11 protein-coding genes and 1 pseudogene are annotated in these 18,228 nt (G+C 42.6%); 10 read left to right on the top strand and 2 right to left on the bottom strand.

Annotated features, from left to right (window positions below; all coding sequences use genetic code 11):
- The first annotated feature begins 21 nt into the window (after window positions 1–21).
- The 8 genes and pseudogenes from BXY_RS13505 to BXY_RS13540 all read left to right on the top strand — a co-directional run bounded on the left by BXY_RS13505 (window position 22) and on the right by BXY_RS13540 (window position 13,647).
- Window positions 22–1,218 (top strand): glycoside hydrolase family 76 protein, encoded by a 1,197-nt coding sequence (locus BXY_RS13505; RefSeq protein ID WP_015532187.1) that lies wholly within the window; start codon window positions 22–24, stop codon window positions 1,216–1,218.
- A gap of 281 nt (window positions 1,219–1,499) precedes the next feature.
- Window positions 1,500–2,759 (top strand): glycoside hydrolase family 76 protein, encoded by a 1,260-nt coding sequence (locus tag BXY_RS13510; RefSeq protein WP_015532188.1) that lies wholly within the window; start codon window positions 1,500–1,502, stop codon window positions 2,757–2,759.
- A 55-nt stretch (window positions 2,760–2,814) separates the two neighbouring features.
- Window positions 2,815–5,292 (top strand): glutaminase domain-containing protein, encoded by a 2,478-nt coding sequence (locus tag BXY_RS13515; protein WP_015532189.1) that lies wholly within the window; start codon window positions 2,815–2,817, stop codon window positions 5,290–5,292.
- Between the two features lie 12 nt (window positions 5,293–5,304).
- Entirely contained in the window at window positions 5,305–7,596 is a 2,292-nt protein-coding gene (locus BXY_RS13520) for a GH92 family glycosyl hydrolase (RefSeq protein ID WP_015532190.1), read from the top strand.
- A gap of 104 nt (window positions 7,597–7,700) precedes the next feature.
- Window positions 7,701–9,062: pseudogene (locus BXY_RS13525) on the top strand (glycoside hydrolase family 125 protein); the annotation flags it as partial.
- 143 nt (window positions 9,063–9,205) lie between these two features.
- Entirely contained in the window at window positions 9,206–10,336 is a 1,131-nt protein-coding gene (locus tag BXY_RS13530; RefSeq protein WP_015532192.1) for an aldose epimerase family protein, read from the top strand.
- Between the two features lie 141 nt (window positions 10,337–10,477).
- Window positions 10,478–12,532 (top strand): beta-L-arabinofuranosidase domain-containing protein, encoded by a 2,055-nt coding sequence (locus BXY_RS13535; RefSeq protein WP_208946816.1) that lies wholly within the window; start codon window positions 10,478–10,480, stop codon window positions 12,530–12,532.
- A 26-nt stretch (window positions 12,533–12,558) separates the two neighbouring features.
- A complete protein-coding gene (locus BXY_RS13540; protein WP_015532194.1) occupies window positions 12,559–13,647 on the top strand; it encodes an acyltransferase in 1,089 nt (362 codons plus the stop codon).
- Between the two features lie 182 nt (window positions 13,648–13,829).
- On the opposite strand, the gene BXY_RS13545 is transcribed toward BXY_RS13540, so the two are convergent.
- The gene (locus tag BXY_RS13545; RefSeq protein ID WP_009039179.1) at window positions 13,830–15,173 is read right to left on the bottom strand and encodes a VapE domain-containing protein; all 1,344 of its coding nucleotides are present in this window, start codon (window positions 15,171–15,173) and stop codon (window positions 13,830–13,832) included.
- Between the two features lie 333 nt (window positions 15,174–15,506).
- Between BXY_RS13545 and BXY_RS13550 the strand changes: the two genes are divergently transcribed.
- Window positions 15,507–16,142: an HU family DNA-binding protein gene (locus BXY_RS13550; RefSeq protein ID WP_015532195.1), complete on the top strand. Its 636-nt coding sequence runs from the start codon at window positions 15,507–15,509 to the stop codon at window positions 16,140–16,142.
- Window positions 16,143–16,381: 239 nt separating this feature from the next.
- Here the strand turns inward: BXY_RS13550 and BXY_RS13555 are convergent, their stop codons facing one another.
- Window positions 16,382–16,849: a hypothetical protein gene (locus BXY_RS13555; RefSeq protein ID WP_015532197.1), complete on the bottom strand. Its 468-nt coding sequence runs from the start codon at window positions 16,847–16,849 to the stop codon at window positions 16,382–16,384.
- 337 nt (window positions 16,850–17,186) lie between these two features.
- Between BXY_RS13555 and BXY_RS13560 the strand changes: the two genes are divergently transcribed.
- Entirely contained in the window at window positions 17,187–18,206 is a 1,020-nt protein-coding gene (locus BXY_RS13560; protein WP_015532198.1) for a DUF2059 domain-containing protein, read from the top strand.
- The last annotated feature ends 22 nt before the right edge of the window (window positions 18,207–18,228 follow it).

The raw sequence follows: 18,228 nt of genomic DNA on the forward strand, positions 1-18,228 counted from the left end.
TTCATATATAAAAAACAAGTTATGAATAAAAATAAAATAATCATCGTTTTCAGCTGGATATTAGGAGCCATGTTATTCGGGTGTTCCGATTCAGATGCCAATGAAAACAACAATTCCGGTGATAAAGGATTTACATACAGTGATGTAATTACAGCATACGATTCGTTTAATGAGTACTTATTCCAAGATTCCCGCCAAGTTTATCGTAGAGATGCAGGAAGTGGAACATCGGAGATTGCCGTAGGTTGGACACAAGCCATGATGTTTGATATGACGATAAACGCCTATAAACTCACAGGTGATAAAAAATATATGGACCTGATGGAAAAGCATTTCGAGGGATGTTCTAATGAGTTTACATTCGATTGGTATGATTATTCCCACTGGGATTTATATGACGATATGATGTGGTGGGTCGGTTCGTTAGCACGTGCATACTTGTTGACCAAAGATGATAAATACCTGAAAATATCAGAAGATGGTTTTTATAGAGTATGGAATGGAAAGCCACAATCAGAAGGAGGACATCCTTTGGATAAAGGTTCGTTCGATCCGAACAGCGGGGGCATGTACTGGGACTGGAAATTTGGTCGTACAGGGAAAATGGCATGCATCAACTATCCAACTATCATAGCTGCAATGGAGTTATATAAGGCTACAAACAACTCCCAGTATCTGGAAAAAGCAAAAACCGTTTATAAATGGGCTTCGGAAAATTTATTCAATCCGGTAACAGGTGCAGTAGCAGACTCTAAACATGATGGAAATGCTGATGCCGCTTGGACAATGCTTGTTTATAACCAAGCCACTTGCATGGGCTCTGCCGCCATGCTTTATCTTGTGACAAAAGATCAGACTTATCTAAATCATGCAAAAGCCGCTATGGATTATATTATAGCAAAGAAGTCAACAGCAAATAAAGTTTTAAGGCCGGAAGGTAATCCATCTCAAGAAGAATTAACAGACGAAAAAGGTATTTATAATGCCATCTTAGCCCAATACATACCTATTTTAATTAATGATTGCGGGCAAACCCAATACACCGAATACATAGAACGCAGCATCAATCTCGGCTGGAAAAACCGTGACAAGGAACGTAATCTGACTAATAAGTTCTTGGAGCGAGTTCCATTATCAACGTCCCCCCTGTCTTCTTATACAGCTTCCGGCATTCCTGCACTAATGCTAACTTTCCCGAATGTAAAAGACCGGAGATAAAAAAGCACTGATTATAAATCTCTGCATAGAGGAAAATCAATAGGTTCATTATAATAATCATTTGTACCTTTGCTAAGTGTTTTATTGAAAGGTACAAATGATTTTCTAGTTTGAAGCAAAGTAAATTTATTAGGGGAAAATGATATTCAACAGTCTCATTTTTTATTGTAGAAAAGTGTTTTGGTCTGTATTTGTTCTTTATTGAATAAATATTATCGTTTTTTTTCAGCTATTTCTGCAATCTTTGTAACAGGAAAAATACTATAAACTTATAAACTATCATGAAAGGCAAAATTCTTTTGGCTCTGACACTACTATTGGGAGTATCAACTACCACATGGGCAGTCGGTAATTTAGGAAAAGCAAACCAGAAGAAGCATGCGTATACGAACGAAGATGTATGGGCAGCTTATGAAGGATTTAATAATACACTACTAGACTCCAATAAATATGTTTACAAGACAAATTCGTCCTATCCGAGTGCTGTTGACCGTGGCAATGGAGCAGCGGCTATCTGGTGTCAGCCTATTTATTGGGATATGGCAATGAATGCCTATAAACTGGCAAAGGCACAGAAAGACAGAAAGAAGACAAGTTATTATAAAACACTCTGCGAGAAAATATTCGCAGGGAACAAAGCGCAATATTGTCAGTTTGATTTTGATGATAACAACGAAAATACCGGTTGGTTCATCTACGATGACATCATGTGGTGGACTATCAGCTTGGCACGCGGCTACGAACTTTTTGGAGTGGATGAATATCTGAAACTCTCGGAAGCCAGTTTCAAACGGGTATGGTATGGCTCGGAAAAAGTGGGTGATACAGGTTCGTATGACAAAGAAAACGGAGGTATGTTCTGGCAATGGCAACCCATTCAAAATCCGAAACCGAATAAATTCGGTGATGGAAAGATGGCATGTATCAACTTTCCGACAGTTGTTGCAGCATTAACCCTCTACAATAACGTACCTGAAAATAGAAAAGAATCGACCGACAAACGGCCGGATTATCAGACGAAAGCTCAATATCTTGCCAAAGGTAAAGAAATCTATGAATGGGGAGTGGAAAATCTCTTGGATAAAGCAACAGGAAAGATTGCCGATAGCCGTCATGGAAATGGTAATCCTGCCTGGAAAGCACATGTCTATAACCAGGCAACCTTTATCGGAGCGTCCATACTGCTTTATAAGGCGACCGGAGAGAGACGTTATCTGGACAATGCTATTCTGGCAGCAGACTATACAGTGAAAGATATGTCTGCAGAACATAAAGTGCTACCTTTCGAAGGTGGTATTGAACAGGGTATCTATACTGCCATCTTTGCGGAATACATGGCATGGTTGGTGTATGATTGCGGACAAACCCAATATCTCCCGTTCCTGAAACGTACCATCAAAACAGGTTGGGCAAACAGAGATAAGACACGGAACGTATGTGGAGGCGAATACTATAAAAAGTTGCCGGAAGGTGCGGAAATCGACAGTTATTCTGCTTCCGGTATACCGGCATTGATGCTTTTGTTTCCGGCTAAAAAATAAATAGAAAACGACGGAATTTGCGTAAAATAGATTAAATAAACAGGTGATTTAAATTATGAAACAACAACTGATGATGCTGTTACTGGGAACAGCTTCTGTATTTTGTAGCTGTGAGACCCAGGTAGAACAGCACGAGAAGAATGAATTACGTGCTCCGGCATATCCGCTGGTGACAATTGATCCTTATACTAGTGCATGGTCTACTACGGACAATCTATACGACAGTCCTGTAAAACATTGGACAGGCAAGGATTTTTCTTTACTTGGTGTTGCAAAAGTAGACGGACAAACCTACCGTTTCATGGGAACGGAAGAACTGGAACTACGTCCTTTGGTAAAGACATCCGAACAAGGTAGCTGGACAGGAAAGTATACCACTCAACAGCCTGCTGACGGATGGCAGAATGCCGGATTCAATGATAAAGCCTGGAAAGAAGGCGAAGCTGCCTTCGGAACCATGGAGAATGAACATACAGCCAAAACCCAATGGGGTGAAGAATTTATCTGGGTACGCCGGGTAGCTGATATTCAGGAGGACTTGACAGGAAAGAATGTATATCTTGAATTCTCTCATGACGATGATGCTATTATTTATATCAACGGCATCAAAGTGGTAGATACAGGTAATGCTTGTAAAAAGAACGAACGGGTGAAACTGTCGGAAGAAGTAGTAGCTTCTTTGAAACCGGGTGAAAATCTGATTGCAGGTTATTGTCATAACCGGGTAGGAAACGGACTGCTAGATTTCGGATTACTGGTAGAATTGGACGGTTACCGTTCTTTCCATCAAACAGCACAACAAACTTCTGTAGACGTACAACCTATGCAGACTTATTATACATTTACTTGCGGTCCGGTAGATCTGAAACTGACATTTACCGCTCCTATGTTCATGGATAATCTGGACTTGTTGTCACGTCCGGTCAACTATATTTCTTATGAAGTAGCCTCCAATGACGGAAAGAAACATCAGGTTGAGCTGTATTTCGAAGCATCTCCGCAATGGGCAATCGACCAACCTCACCAGGAATCTGTTGCCGACAGCTTTACTGACGGCGATTTGTTATTCCTTCGTACCGGAAGCCGCAATCAGGATATTCTGAAGAAAAAGGGTGATGATGTTCGTATTGACTGGGGACATTTCTATCTGGCAGCTGAAAAGGAAAACAGTACCTATGCAATCGGTGACGGCAGAGAGCTGCGCAAGAACTTCGTAGCCAATAAACTGGAAGCTCCTACCACAAACGGTTATGATAAACTGGCTTTGGTACGTTCATTGGGCGAAACACAAAAAGCTGATGGCCATCTGCTGATCGGATATGATGATATTTATTCTATCCAATACTTTGGTGATAACCTGCGTCCTTACTGGAATCGTGAGGGCAATGAAACGATTGTTTCCCAATTCCAGAAAGCGGAGAAAGAATACAAGACACAAATGAAGAACAGTGCTGCTTTCGACAAGAAACTGATGGAAGAAGCTATTGCTGCCGGTGGACGTAAATATGCCGAACTTTGTGCATTGGCTTATCGTCAGGCATTGGCTGCACATAAACTGGTACAGGCTCCGAACGGCGACTTGGTATTCCTTTCTAAGGAGAACTTCAGTAATGGTTCCATCGGAACAGTCGACCTGACTTATCCGGGAGCTCCGTTGCTTTTATACTACAATCCGGAATTGGTGAAAGCTACCATGAACCATATCTTCTATTATAGCGAAAGCGGAAAATGGGCGAAACCATTTGCTGCGCATGATGTCGGTACTTATCCATTGGCTAACGGCCAGACTTATGGCGGTGATATGCCGGTAGAAGAATCGGGTAATATGGTGGTATTGGCTGCTGCCATTGCAAAGGTAGAAGGTAATGCAGATTACGCACAGAAACATTGGGAAACCCTGACTACGTGGACAGACTATCTGGTAGAGAACGGACTTGATCCGGCCAACCAACTTTGTACCGATGACTTTGCAGGTCACTTTGCACACAATGCCAACCTTTCTATCAAAGCAATCATGGGTGTTGCTTCATACGGTTATCTGGCAGATATGCTGGGCAAAAAAGATGTGGCTGAAAAGTACACACAGAAAGCGAAAGAAATGGCTGCCGAATGGGTGAAAATGGCTGATGATGGTGACCACTATCGTCTTACATTTGACAAACCGGGAACATGGAGCCAGAAGTATAACCTGGTGTGGGATAAACTGTTGAATCTGCAAATCTTCCCTAAAAATGTTGCAGAAACGGAAATAGCTTACTATCTTTCGAAGCAAAATAAATATGGTCTTCCGTTGGATAACCGTGAAACATACACAAAGACCGACTGGATCATGTGGACAGCTACATTGGCAAATGACAAAGCTACCTTTGAGAAATTTATCGAACCCGTATATCTGTTTATGAACGTTACACCTAACCGTGTTCCGATGTCCGACTGGGTATTTACAGACGAACCGAATCAAAGAGGCTTCCAGGCACGTTCCGTTGTAGGTGGATATTATATCAAAATGCTTGAAGGAAAACTGATTAAATAAAACAAAAATACCATGAAGAAACTAGCTCTATTCGCTTTTACGTTACTTAGTGCATGGGCTATGACTGCAAAAACAATTACCGGACCGGTGGACTACGTTAGTCCGCTGGTTGGTACGCAGTCAAAGCACGCATTATCTACCGGAAATACTTACCCTGCCATTGCGCTGCCCTGGGGAATGAACTTTTGGGTTCCGCAGACTGGTAAAATGGGCGATGGATGGGCCTATACGTATGACGCTGACAAGATCAGAGGATTCAAACAAACCCATCAGCCAAGTCCTTGGATCAATGATTACGGTCAATTTGCCATCATGCCGGTAACCGGTAAGGCAGTATTTAATCAGGATGAGCGTGCCAGTTGGTTCTCTCATAAAGCTGAAACGGCTACTCCTTATTATTACAAAGTATATCTCGCCGATCATGATGTAGTGACCGAAATTGCTCCGACAGAGAGAGCGGCTGCTTTCCGTTTCACTTTCCCCGAAAACGACCACTCTTATGTAGTGGTAGACGCTTTTGATAAAGGTTCGTTTGTGAAAGTAATCCCTTCGGAGAACAAGATTATCGGTTATACCACTAAAAACAGCGGTGGTGTTCCTGCCAACTTTAAAAACTACTTTGTACTGGTATTCGACAAACCGTTTACTTATACGGCTGCCGTAGCCAGTGGTGTGATTGACACCAACAAACTGGAAGCGACAGACAATCATACCGGTGCACTGATCGGTTTCAAAACCCGCAAGGGCGAACAGGTAAATGTGCGTGTAGCTTCCTCTTTTATCAGCCCTGAACAGGCGGAACTGAACCTGAAAGAGCTGGGTACGGACAATGTTGAACAGATTGCAGCGAAAGGCCGCAAGATATGGAACGATGTACTGGGACGTATCGAAGTGAAAGACGATGATATCGACCATTTGCGTACATTCTACTCCTGCCTGTATCGTTCGGTATTGTTCCCCAGAAGTTTCTATGAGATAGATGCCAAAGGAGACGTGATGCACTACAGTCCTTATAATGGCGAAGTGCTTCCGGGCTATATGTTTACCGATACCGGTTTCTGGGATACGTTCCGTTGTCTTTTCCCATTCCTTAACCTGATGTATCCATCCATGAATACAAAGATGCAGGAAGGATTGGTGAACACTTATAAAGAAAGCGGATTCCTGCCGGAATGGGCGAGTCCGGGACACAGAGGTTGCATGGTTGGAAACAACTCCGCTTCCGTAGTTGCCGATGCTTACCTGAAAGGATTGAAAGGATACGATATCGAAACCTTGTGGGAAGCTGTGAAACACGGAGCGAACGCAGTGCATCCGAACGTTGGCTCTACCGGACGATTAGGACATGAGTATTATAATAAATTAGGATATGTGCCTTATAATGTAGGTATTAACGAGAATGCAGCCCGTACACTGGAATATGCATACGATGACTGGTGTATCTATCAATTGGGTAAAGCCTTGAAGAAACCGAAAAAAGAGATTGAAATTTTCGCAAAGCGTGCAATGAATTATAAGAATCTCTACGATCCCGAATACAAACTGATGCGTGGCAAGAATGAAGACGGTACATTCCAGTCTCCGTTTAATCCGTTGAAGTGGGGGGATGCCTTTACGGAAGGTAATAGTTGTCATTATACCTGGTCGGTATTCCATGATCCTCAAGGTCTGATCGACCTGATGGGTGGTAAAGACGGATTCAACCAGATGATGGATTCTGTATTTATCCTGCCTCCGATTTTCGATGAAAGTTATTATCGAGCCGTTATTCATGAAATCCGTGAAATGCAGATTATGAACATGGGCAACTATGCACATGGCAACCAGCCGATTCAGCACATGCTTTATATGTACAACTATTCCGGCCAACCCTGGAAAGCGCAACATTGGATTCGTGAAGTGATGGACAAACTTTATACTCCTGCTCCCGACGGTTATTGCGGTGATGAGGACAACGGCCAGACTTCTGCCTGGTATGTATTCTCGGCAATGGGATTCTATCCGGTATGTCCGGGTACGGATGAATATGTCTTGGGTACTCCCTACTTCAAGGAGATGAAGCTGCATCTGGAAAACGGAAAGACGGTGACTATCTCCGCTCCGAATAACGGAGACGATAAGCGTTACATTTCATCAATGACATTGAACGGTAAAGAATATACCAAAAACTATCTGACTCATCAGGATTTGTTGAATGGCGCTAGCATTTCTTTCAAGATGGACGCGAAACCCAATCAGCAACGTGGTACAAAAGAGTCCGATTTCCCTTATTCTTTCTCTAACGAATTTAAAAAGAAGAAGTAATCATGAAGAAACAGGTCAAATATATCAGCGCAGGTATGCTGGCAGGTATGCTTCTCTGTGGCGGGGAGCTGCAAGCCTCCAACCGTATGACGGAAATGCATGTATGTCTGGCGGATGCCATTCAGAAAGATAACCGCCCGGAAATATCCAATCGTTTGTTCCGTTCCAATGCGGTAGAGAAGGAGATTCTCCGTGTACAGAAACTTTTAAAGAATGCGAAGTTGGCATGGATGTTTACCAACTGTTTCCCGAATACACTGGATACAACCGTACATTTCCGTAAAGGAAGCGATGGCAAACCGGATACGTTCGTATATACGGGCGATATTCACGCCATGTGGTTGCGCGACTCCGGTGCACAGGTATGGCCTTACGTACAATTGGCTAATTCGGATCCCGAACTGAAAGAAATGCTGGCAGGTGTTATTCTCCGCCAGTTCAAATGTATCAATATCGATCCGTACGCGAATGCTTTTAATGACGGCGCTATTCCTGACGGTCATTGGATGAGTGACCTTACGGACATGAAACCGGAGTTGCACGAACGTAAATGGGAAATAGACTCTTTGTGTTATCCGTTGCGCTTGGCCTATCATTACTGGAAGACTACCGGAGATGCGAGCATATTTAACGAAGAATGGATTCAGGCAATCACTAATGTACTGAAAACATTCAAAGAGCAACAACGCAAAGACGGAGTAGGTCCTTATAAATTCCAACGTAAGACGGAACGTGCACTGGATACTGTGAGCAATGACGGTCTGGGAGCACCGGTGAAACCAGTCGGTTTGATTGTTTCCAGTTTCCGTCCTTCGGACGATGCTACTACGCTTCAATTCCTGGTTCCTTCCAATTTCTTTGCCGTATCTTCTTTGCGTAAGGCAGCCGAGATTTTGGAGAAGGTAAACAAGAAGACAGCTTTGTCCAAAGAATGTAAGAACCTGGCGCAGGAAGTGGAAACAGCATTGAAGAAATATGCGGTGTATAATCATCCTAAATATGGTAAAATCTATGCCTTCGAGGTAGATGGTTTTGGAAATCATCATCTGATGGACGATGCCAATGTGCCGAGTTTGCTTGCGATGCCTTATTTGGGTGATGTGAATGTAAACGATCCGATTTATCAGAATACCCGCCGTTTTGTATGGAGTGAGGACAATCCTTACTTCTTTAAAGGCAAGGCAGGCGAAGGAATCGGCGGACCGCATATCGGTTATGATATGGTGTGGCCGATGAGTATTATGATGAAAGCCTTCACAAGTCAGAATGATGCCGAAATCAAAACCTGTATCAAGATGTTGATGGACACCGATGCCGGTACCGGTTTTATGCACGAATCTTTCCATAAGGATAATCCGAAGAATTTTACCCGTGCATGGTTTGCCTGGCAGAATACTCTTTTCGGTGAGTTGATTTTGAAGTTGGTTAATGAAGGAAAGGTAGATTTATTGAATAGTATACAGTAATATGCTGACATAGTAAATTGAACGCGGATAACGCGGATGATGCGGTTCTTTTTCTGGTGCAAAATCAGAAAAAACGTGTTATCCGCGTCGTCTGCATCTAAATATGAATAGCTGAAAACTAATAGTTAAAAACCAATTGTATCATGAAAAAGTTATGTGTATGGGCAGTTGCCGCCCTTTTAATGGCAGCTTGTACTCCGAAAGCTGAAAAGGCTACAGATTCCGGTTTATTGCAGAGTAAATTCCAGACAGAAGTAGATGGAAAGAAGACTGATTTGTTCACTTTGCGTAACAAGAACAACATGGAAGTTTGTATCACGAACTTCGGTGGACGTATTGTTTCAGTGATGGTTCCCGACAAAGACGGACAGATGCGTGACGTTGTTCTCGGTTTCGATTCTATTCAGGACTATATCAGCAAGCCTTCGGATTTCGGTGCCACTATCGGACGTTATGCCAATCGTATCAATCAGGGACAGTTCACTTTGGATAGTGTAGAATATCAGCTTCCCCGCAATAACTACGGTCATTGTCTGCACGGCGGACCGCAAGGATTCCAATACCGGGTGTTTGATGCCGAATTGCTGAATCCGCAGGAATTGCAGTTGACTTACCGTGCAGAAGACGGTGAAGAAGGTTTTCCGGGAAACATCACTTGTAAAGTGTTGATGAAACTGACGGACGATAATGCCATCGATATTCAATACGAAGCGGAAACAGACAAACCGACGATTGTAAATATGACCAACCACTCTTATTTTAATCTTGAAGGCGATGCCGGCAACAACTCCGGTCATTTGTTGATGGTGGATGCGGACTATTATACTCCGGTGGACAGTACCTTCATGACAACTGGCGAGATCGTTCCGGTAGAAGGAACTCCGATGGATTTCCGCACCCCGACTCCGGTAGGCGAACGTATCAACGACTATGATTTCGTACAGCTGAAAAATGGCAATGGTTACGATCACAACTGGGTATTGAACACGAAAGGCGACGTAACCCGTAAATGCGCTTCTTTGAAATCACCGAAGACTGGTATCGTACTCGACGTTTATACTAATGAACCGGGTATTCAGGTATATGCAGGTAATTTCCTCGATGGTTCACTGACAGGAAAGAAAGGCATTACTTACAACCAACGTGCTTCCGTATGTCTCGAAACACAGAAATATCCGGATACTCCGAACAAAGCGGAATGGCCGTCGGCTGTACTTCGCCCGGGCGAAAAGTATACAAGCCAATGTATCTTCAAATTCTCTGTTGATAAATAGGTTATAAAGGCAGTTCATGCCATTGAAGAACGGGTTGTCTGATTAGAGATTATCCGTTCTTTATTTTAATGTAATTTGTTAGTGCTCAATTGGGTTCATAGGGAAATTAGGATGATTTCCGGAAGTAGTAGAATAGACGAAATGAAGAAAAATAAAACGAAAGGACTTTTTGCATCGATAGTGCTTGGAGTGGCGGTTACAGCTTGTGCGCCTGCTTCTTCTTGTGGTACGGTGACGGTAGTGGACCGACCGGACATACAGTCCGTCAATACCAATTATATCGGGTATCGCGCTCCGCTTCGACCGTTGAATTTTATAAAGTTGCCGGTAGGTAGTATTCAGCCCGAAGGATGGGTGAAGAAGTATCTGGAGTTGCAACGTGACGGTCTGACCGGACATTTGGGAGAAATCAGCGCTTGGCTGGAAAAGGATAATAATGCCTGGTTGACAACTGGTGGCGATCACGGCTGGGAGGAAGTTCCTTACTGGCTCAAAGGGTATGGCAATCTAGCATATATCCTGAATGACCCGAAGATGATTGAAGAAACCAAATATTGGATTGAAGGTGTATTTGCCAGTCGCCAGCCGGATGGCTATTTCGGTCCGGTCAATGAACGTAACGGCAAACGCGAACTTTGGGCACAGATGATTATGCTCTGGTGTCTGCAATCTTATTATGAGTATTCTCAAGATCAGCGTGTCATTGACCTGATGACGAATTACTTCAAGTGGCAGATGACTGTTCCCGATGACCAACTTCTGGAAGATTATTGGGAGAAAAGCCGTGGCGGTGATAACATCATCAGTATCTACTGGCTTTACAACCATACTGGGGATGCTTTCCTACTCGAATTAGCCGAGAAGATTCACCGTAACACAGCCGACTGGACGAAATCCACCTCCTTACCTAACTGGCACAATGTAAATATCGCCCAATGTTTCCGTGAACCTGCCACTTATTATATGCAGACCGGAGATTCAGCGATGCTGAAAGCCTCTTATAATGTCCATCATCTGATACGGCGTACTTTTGGACAGGTTCCCGGAGGTATGTTCGGTGCGGACGAAAATGCTCGTCTGGGATATATCGATCCCCGACAGGGAGTGGAAACCTGCGGTTTGGTAGAACAAATGGCTTCCGATGAAATCATGCTTTGCATGACAGGAGATCCCATGTGGGCTGAACACTGTGAAGAAGTAGCGTTCAACTCTTATCCGGCTGCCGTGATGCCCGATTTCAAGGCATTGCGTTATATCACTTGTCCGAACCATGCCATCAGTGATTCGAAGAACCATCATCCGGGCATTGACAATCGTGGCCCGTTCCTTTCGATGAATCCTTTCAGCAGTCGTTGCTGCCAACATAATCATGCACAGGGCTGGCCTTACTTCACCGAACATCTGGTATTGGCAACTCCCGACAACGGAGTGGCAACAGCTATTTATGCAGCTTGCAAAGCTACAGTGAAAGTGGGTGACGGCAAGGAAATCACTCTTCACGAAGAGACAAATTATCCTTTTGAAGAAGGCATTGCCTTCACTGTTTCTACCGATGAAAAGGTCGCTTTTCCATTTTATCTTCGTATTCCTTCATGGACTCAAAAGGTGGAAGTGCGGGTGAATGGCAAGAAGGTAAGTGCAGCTCCTGTAGCGGGAAAATATCTTTGCATCAATCGCGAGTGGGCGAATGGTGATTGTGTGGAATTGACTCTTCCGATGTCTTTGTCTATGCGTACCTGGCAGGTGAATAAAAACAGCGTAAGCGTAGATTACGGACCTTTGACTTTGTCTCTTAAGATTGCAGAGAAATATGTAGAGAAAGACAGTCGAGAAACAGCTATCGGTGATTCAAAATGGCAGAAAGGTGCTGATTCGAAGAAATGGCCTACTACTGAAATCTATCCAGATAGCCCTTGGAATTATTCGTTGGTATTGGATAAGAAAGAACCTTTGAAGAATTTCAAGGTAATCCGTAAATCTTGGCCGGCTGACAACTATCCTTTCACAGTAGCCAGTGTATCTTTGGAAGTAAAAGCTATCGGTCGTCCGGTTCCTGAATGGAAGATAGACGAAACAGGACTGTGTGGCGTATTGCCGGAAGAAGATGCGGTGAAAGGTGATAAAGAAGAAATAACATTGATCCCTATGGGTGCGGCACGGTTGAGAATCTCTGCGTTCCCGAACACAAAAGAATAAATTAATAACTAGAAAACTTAGAATAAATGAAACGTATTGTTTTTTTAGATTACATCCGTGTGTTTGCATGCTTTCTCGTCATCCTTGTTCATGCCAGTGAAAATTTCTACTGTGCTCCCGGAGCCACTGATATGGCAGGTCCGCAGTCTTTTTTGGCAAATGAAGTAGACCGGCTATGGGTATCAGTGTACGACGGTTTTTCACGTATGGCAGTACCCCTGTTCATGATAGTCTCTGCCTTCCTGCTTGCACCGATGAAGGAAGAGCAGTCTATGTGGCAATTCTATCGCCAGCGCTGTCTTCGCATCCTTCCACCGTTTTTCATATTCATGATACTGTACAGCACTCTACCTATGCTGTGGGGACAGATAGACGGAGAAACATCTATGAAGGACTTGTCGCGGATATTCCTGAATTTTCCGACGCTAGCCGGACACTTGTGGTTTATGTATCCTCTGATAAGCCTTTATTTGTTTATCCCAATTATATCCCCATGGTTGAGAAAAGCCACGGCTAAAGAAGAGCGTTTCTTTATAGGGCTGTTCGTGTTGTCAACCTGTATGCCTTATCTCAATCGTTGGTGCGGTGAAGTGTGGGGACAATGTTTCTGGAATGAATACCACATGTTGTGGTACTTCTCCGGTTATTTGGGCTATCTTGTTCTGGCACATTACATTCGTGTACATCTTACCTGGAACCGTTCCAAACGTTTCACTGTAGGAATCATTTTAATGGTAATCGGTGCTGTATGGACTATTTATTCATTCTATGTGCAGGCTATACCCGGCGAACTCCATTCCACACCTGTAATAGAAATAGGATGGGCTTTCTGTACGATTAACTGTGTGCTTCTCACAACGGGTACATTCCTTATGTTTACATGTATCAAACGTCCGCAAGCTCCCAAGTTAGTGACGGAAACATCGAAACTTAGCTATGGTATGTATCTTATGCACATATTCTGGCTCGGACTGTGGGTGACTGTGTTCAAAGATACATTGGCGCTTCCCACTGTTGCCGCTATACCATGTATCGCAGTGGTTACGTTTATCTGTTGTTTGGTAACAACTAAGATAATCTCGTTTATACCGGGCAGTAAATGGATAGTAGGATAAATATCCGGAAACAATAAGATTTTGAATAGATAATCAAGTCTTTTCTGATTTTCTATTCAAAATCTTACTGTTTATAGCCTATTTCCCTCTTAATGTCCTCTTTCTCTTTTCACCTCTTTCACCCCTTTGTAAACTGTTATTTCCCAGTCTCTTACGGGTGAATCCTTCCTCTGTCAGAAGCTTTATGCCGCTTTCATCGGTTTCACCAGATACACATTTCCATATTTGGTATGTTTGCGGGTGACACCTGCCGCAAGCAAAACTTGCGCGAACGTAGCCGGATTACTTCCACGCATGGCAGCGGGGTTATACATTTTCAGTCTTCTGAATATGTCCGAAGCCGAGAGCCGTTCGCTTCCCTCTTCATCATCTTTAGCTATCCGGAAGCAGGCATGAAAGACTTCCTCTGCCGGACACGGATGATAAAAAGCGGCGTTGTGGCGTTGCAGTTCCCGTTCCTCTTCTTTTGTGAACCAGTAGCGGATGCCGGAGAGCAGTTCAGCTTTCAGTTGGGCATAGATCTGATCGTGCATGATACCTTCGCAGTCGATCAAATGTTCTGCTTCAATGCAGATGAATCGCCGGCTACCGGTGGGATCGGTGAGCAAGTCAAAACGGTTGCTTGTACCGATGAACGAAGCGATGCGCGGCAAGTTGCGGAAATTCTTTTGATAAGCTTTGCAGATATTCAGGTTTGCCATTTGCATCAGATTCTTCAATAATGGCATTTGCTGCGTTCCGTATTTGTCAAATTCATCCATGTTCAGAAGTCCCATTTCGGCAAGTAACCTTTCGGGTTTTCCTTGTGCAGACAGTTTCAGGTTGTCCATGTAATAACGTGACAGTGCCGGCGGCATCAGTGCCTTGCAAAATGTGGATTTTTGTCGTCCCTGCTCGCTGCTGACAAGTATGGGGGCTACGCTGTTGGCATGTATTCCCGTCATGCCTAACCATTGGGCGGTGAGTCCCAGCATCCAGGTATGGAAGCTTTTTATCCAGAGCTGATTGTCAGAGACACGCTGCGCCAAAGCTTCCAGTCTGTCTGTCCCATCCCAGCCGGGCAGTTCCTCCATGTAAAGCCGGAAAGGATGGTATTTAGGAATACAAGTGGAATAAATGTAACGGCTCAAGTCTTTATCCCAGCAGGATATGCCCTGGTCGTGTGCTTCCATGCAGAAAGTGTTCAGTTCCCGCTTACTTACAGGTTCGAAAGGAACGGCACGCTTGTTGGCAGGACGATATTCCGTTTCTTCCGTCAATAGGTTGTAACGAAAATCATACTGTTTTTGCAGGAATGTACGTACCTCTTGGGTTAATCGGACCGGTTGTTTTCGTTCTGTCTCTTTCTCCCTTCCAGTAGGCGGTGCTGTGTCCGGCAGGGGAACGGTATATTTATCTTCATGACATTTTAGCGTTTTCTGTGGCTCTTTGTCTGTTTTCTCAACTGCATCTTCTTTGTTTTCCTTCATTTGAAACAATTTTAGTTCCTTCAATACCTGTCTCCATATCAATGTTATTGCATTCATTGTTTTTTCTATTTTTAAGTGATTAAAATCGGTTTATTGTTCAGCACTGATACTGCGAATGTACTATAGGATGATACCGGTTTGCAAGTGTTTCTCCGGAAAAAATATAAATTTCTACTTGACTGAAGAAGGCGGCTTCTTATCGTCCTTTTCTCTATTTTTTATCGTATCTTTGACGAAGAGTTATTGTTGATTCACTTTCGTGGTTTAATCAAATGACAAAAGTGATCTACTTGGATAACAACTGTGATTTAAATGAACCACGGTAGTGGTTTGATGATAAACTTAAAGTTTTTACATGAAATATATTCACTATCAAAACGTTAACTACTAATGGCTATACTTTACGATTGGTATGAGAATCCCGGTGAGTCCGATGATTCGGAAGAGAAAGGTTTGCATCCCCGCATTTTTTTGAATGGTAAGGTGGGAACGGATAAACTGTGCCGGATGATTCACGGACGCAGTTCGCTTTCTGTAGGTGATGTAAAAAATGCGTTCGAGATGCTTGCCCAAATTTGTGGTGAAGAACTACGTGAAGGACGCGAGGTACATATCGAGGGGCTAGGCTATTTTGCCCCTATTTTGAGGAGCACGCAAAAGGTGACCCGCAGTACTAAAAACAAATGGTCGAAGATGGAACTGAAAACAATCGGTTTCCGTCCGGATGCTCGCCTGCGGGGTGAATTGGTAGGTGCCAAAGCCAGCCGGAGTAAGTATGCGCGCCATTCGGAGTCTTTGTCGGAGGTGGAGATAGATATGCGGCTGAAGGAATATTTCGCCGATCATGACGTAATGCTTCGTTATGATTTTCAGGAAGTATGCTGCATGACACGGACTACGGCGAATCGTCATCTCCGGCGATTGCTGGAAGAAGGTAAATTGCGAAATATCGGCAAACGTATGCAGCCGATTTATGTGGCTGCAGCGGGTTATTACGGGGTATCTCGTGATGTGCTCCGGCGGTAAATGGAAACGATTTGAGTAAGCGTCGATTTGAAGTGTGTCGGTGAAAATGGTGAAAGCGTGATAGAAGGGCTTTTGCATGGTCGCTTTCACCCGCTTTCCTGCTCTGGATGGAGGTTTCGGGAAGAAGGTGAAAGTGGTGAAAGATGTAGTCTTATAGATGATTTACTTTCATTATTTGATTGAATAGTAAGGCTTTTTTAGTTATCTGTTAAATTGATAATATATCTGCTTAGAGGGGATTATTTAATAGCATCGAACTTCAGTGTCCCGTTTACGTCGATAATTTTCAAAGTACGGTTACCCTTTATTCCCATATCAATGAAATTGACCTTGTATAAACCATTTCCCAATGCAGTTACTGATGTTACTTTAGATATGTCGCTTGGTCCGTCTTGCATACCTGTTCGGAAGTTCCATATCGCATATCCTTCGCTGTCATACTCGTAGTTATCTTTCAGCTGCTTTTGCAATTTGGCTGTACAATGCTTTTTTACTGCCGGAACATAATTCTTTGCTCCAAAAACGTAGTTTGCGTAGAAATCTTTGATGAACTGAATGGTTTTGGTATTGTCCACTTTAGGTGATTGTAGAATAATGGCAGTCCCATTGGCGAGAACAGCCTCATTGTCGAGACAACAAGCTTGAATTTGTATGGGTTGTAGGGCAAATCCTAGATGAATGATATATAAAAATAAAATCTTTTTCATATTCGTATATTATGTATTTTGAAAGTCTTATTTAGATTTAGCGACCTATTGCAAAGATAGCGTTAATTACGAAAAATGAACGAAGTATGTGAGAAAAAGATAATAATATCATATCAAAAGATGAAATGAATTGTCCAAAGCCATTTTGATAAGAGAGGGGAATGAATGTTATAATTAGCGATGAATAGGGGATATTTCGTTTATCTATACATTGCAGGGCAGCCGGATAGTAGCCTCATTGATTGTACTATTCTATTAAATGATATAGATTTAATGTGTATCTTTGTAAAAAATGCAAAATAAAACATGGAATCAAAATAAATGAAATTAGATAATTATGAAAAACATTTTCCTTCCTAAAGTAACGATGTGTATAATTGCACTGTTTACTTTAATTTTACCAGCTTCTGCACAAAATACAAATGCGACAGATGAGTACAAAGAAACGTTGAAGAAAATCATGGATTTTTCTGGTACTTCGACTACTACGGATGACTTTCTCCAGAGATTATCATCTATAATGAAATTGAATGCGCCGAAAAAGGATGAGGCTTATTGGAATGAGTTCTCTAAAAACTGGAAAGAGAAAGTAGAGAATAAGGTGTTTGAAATGTATATGCCTGTTTATGAGAAGCATTTAACATTGGAAGAATTAAAAGCTGTTGCTGCATTTTATGAATCTCCCGTAGGTAAAAAATATAAAGAGGCTTCATTGATTGTTATGCGTGAGACAACGCCGTTGTTAGTGCAGCAACTCCATACAGAGATGTCCAAAGAGGTAATGCCGGAGAAAAGTGAACGAGTAAAAAGAGGTGAACAGCGGTTGAAAGAATATGAGCAAAAGCAGAAGCGTGATAAAGAATTATATGCACAAGCCTATATGCTTCCAAGCGATAGTATAGTTATAGTTCCTGAAGAAGTGTATGAGAAAGCGTATGAAAATGGGATGTCTACAAGTCCTTCTTTATATTCGATTGAAAGGAGAAAGAATGATACTAAAGTGACATTCATACAACCTATTTATTGGGATTGGCAATGGTTGTATTATAGTCCGGGATTTAAGATTATCGATAAGAAAAGTGGCGATGAGTATAATGTGCGGGGATATGATGGTGGAGCTCCGATAGGGAGGCTGTTGGCTGTCAAAGGATTTAATCATAAATATATTTATATCAGTCTTTTATTCCCGAAACTGAAGAAGAGTGTGAAAGAAATAGATATTCTTGAGTTGCCACACAAAAAAGATAAAGAACAGTTGCCTTCTAATGATGATGGAAAGTCTAAATCATATTTTAATATAAAGGTGAAAGATTATCAGACCATTTCCGATAAGAAAAATAAGAAGATCTATTATTAGTTTAAATGATTATCAGAATTTG

Origin of the sequence: Bacteroides xylanisolvens XB1A (assembly GCF_000210075.1) — a bacterium.
Lineage (GTDB): Bacteria > Bacteroidota > Bacteroidia > Bacteroidales > Bacteroidaceae > Bacteroides > Bacteroides xylanisolvens.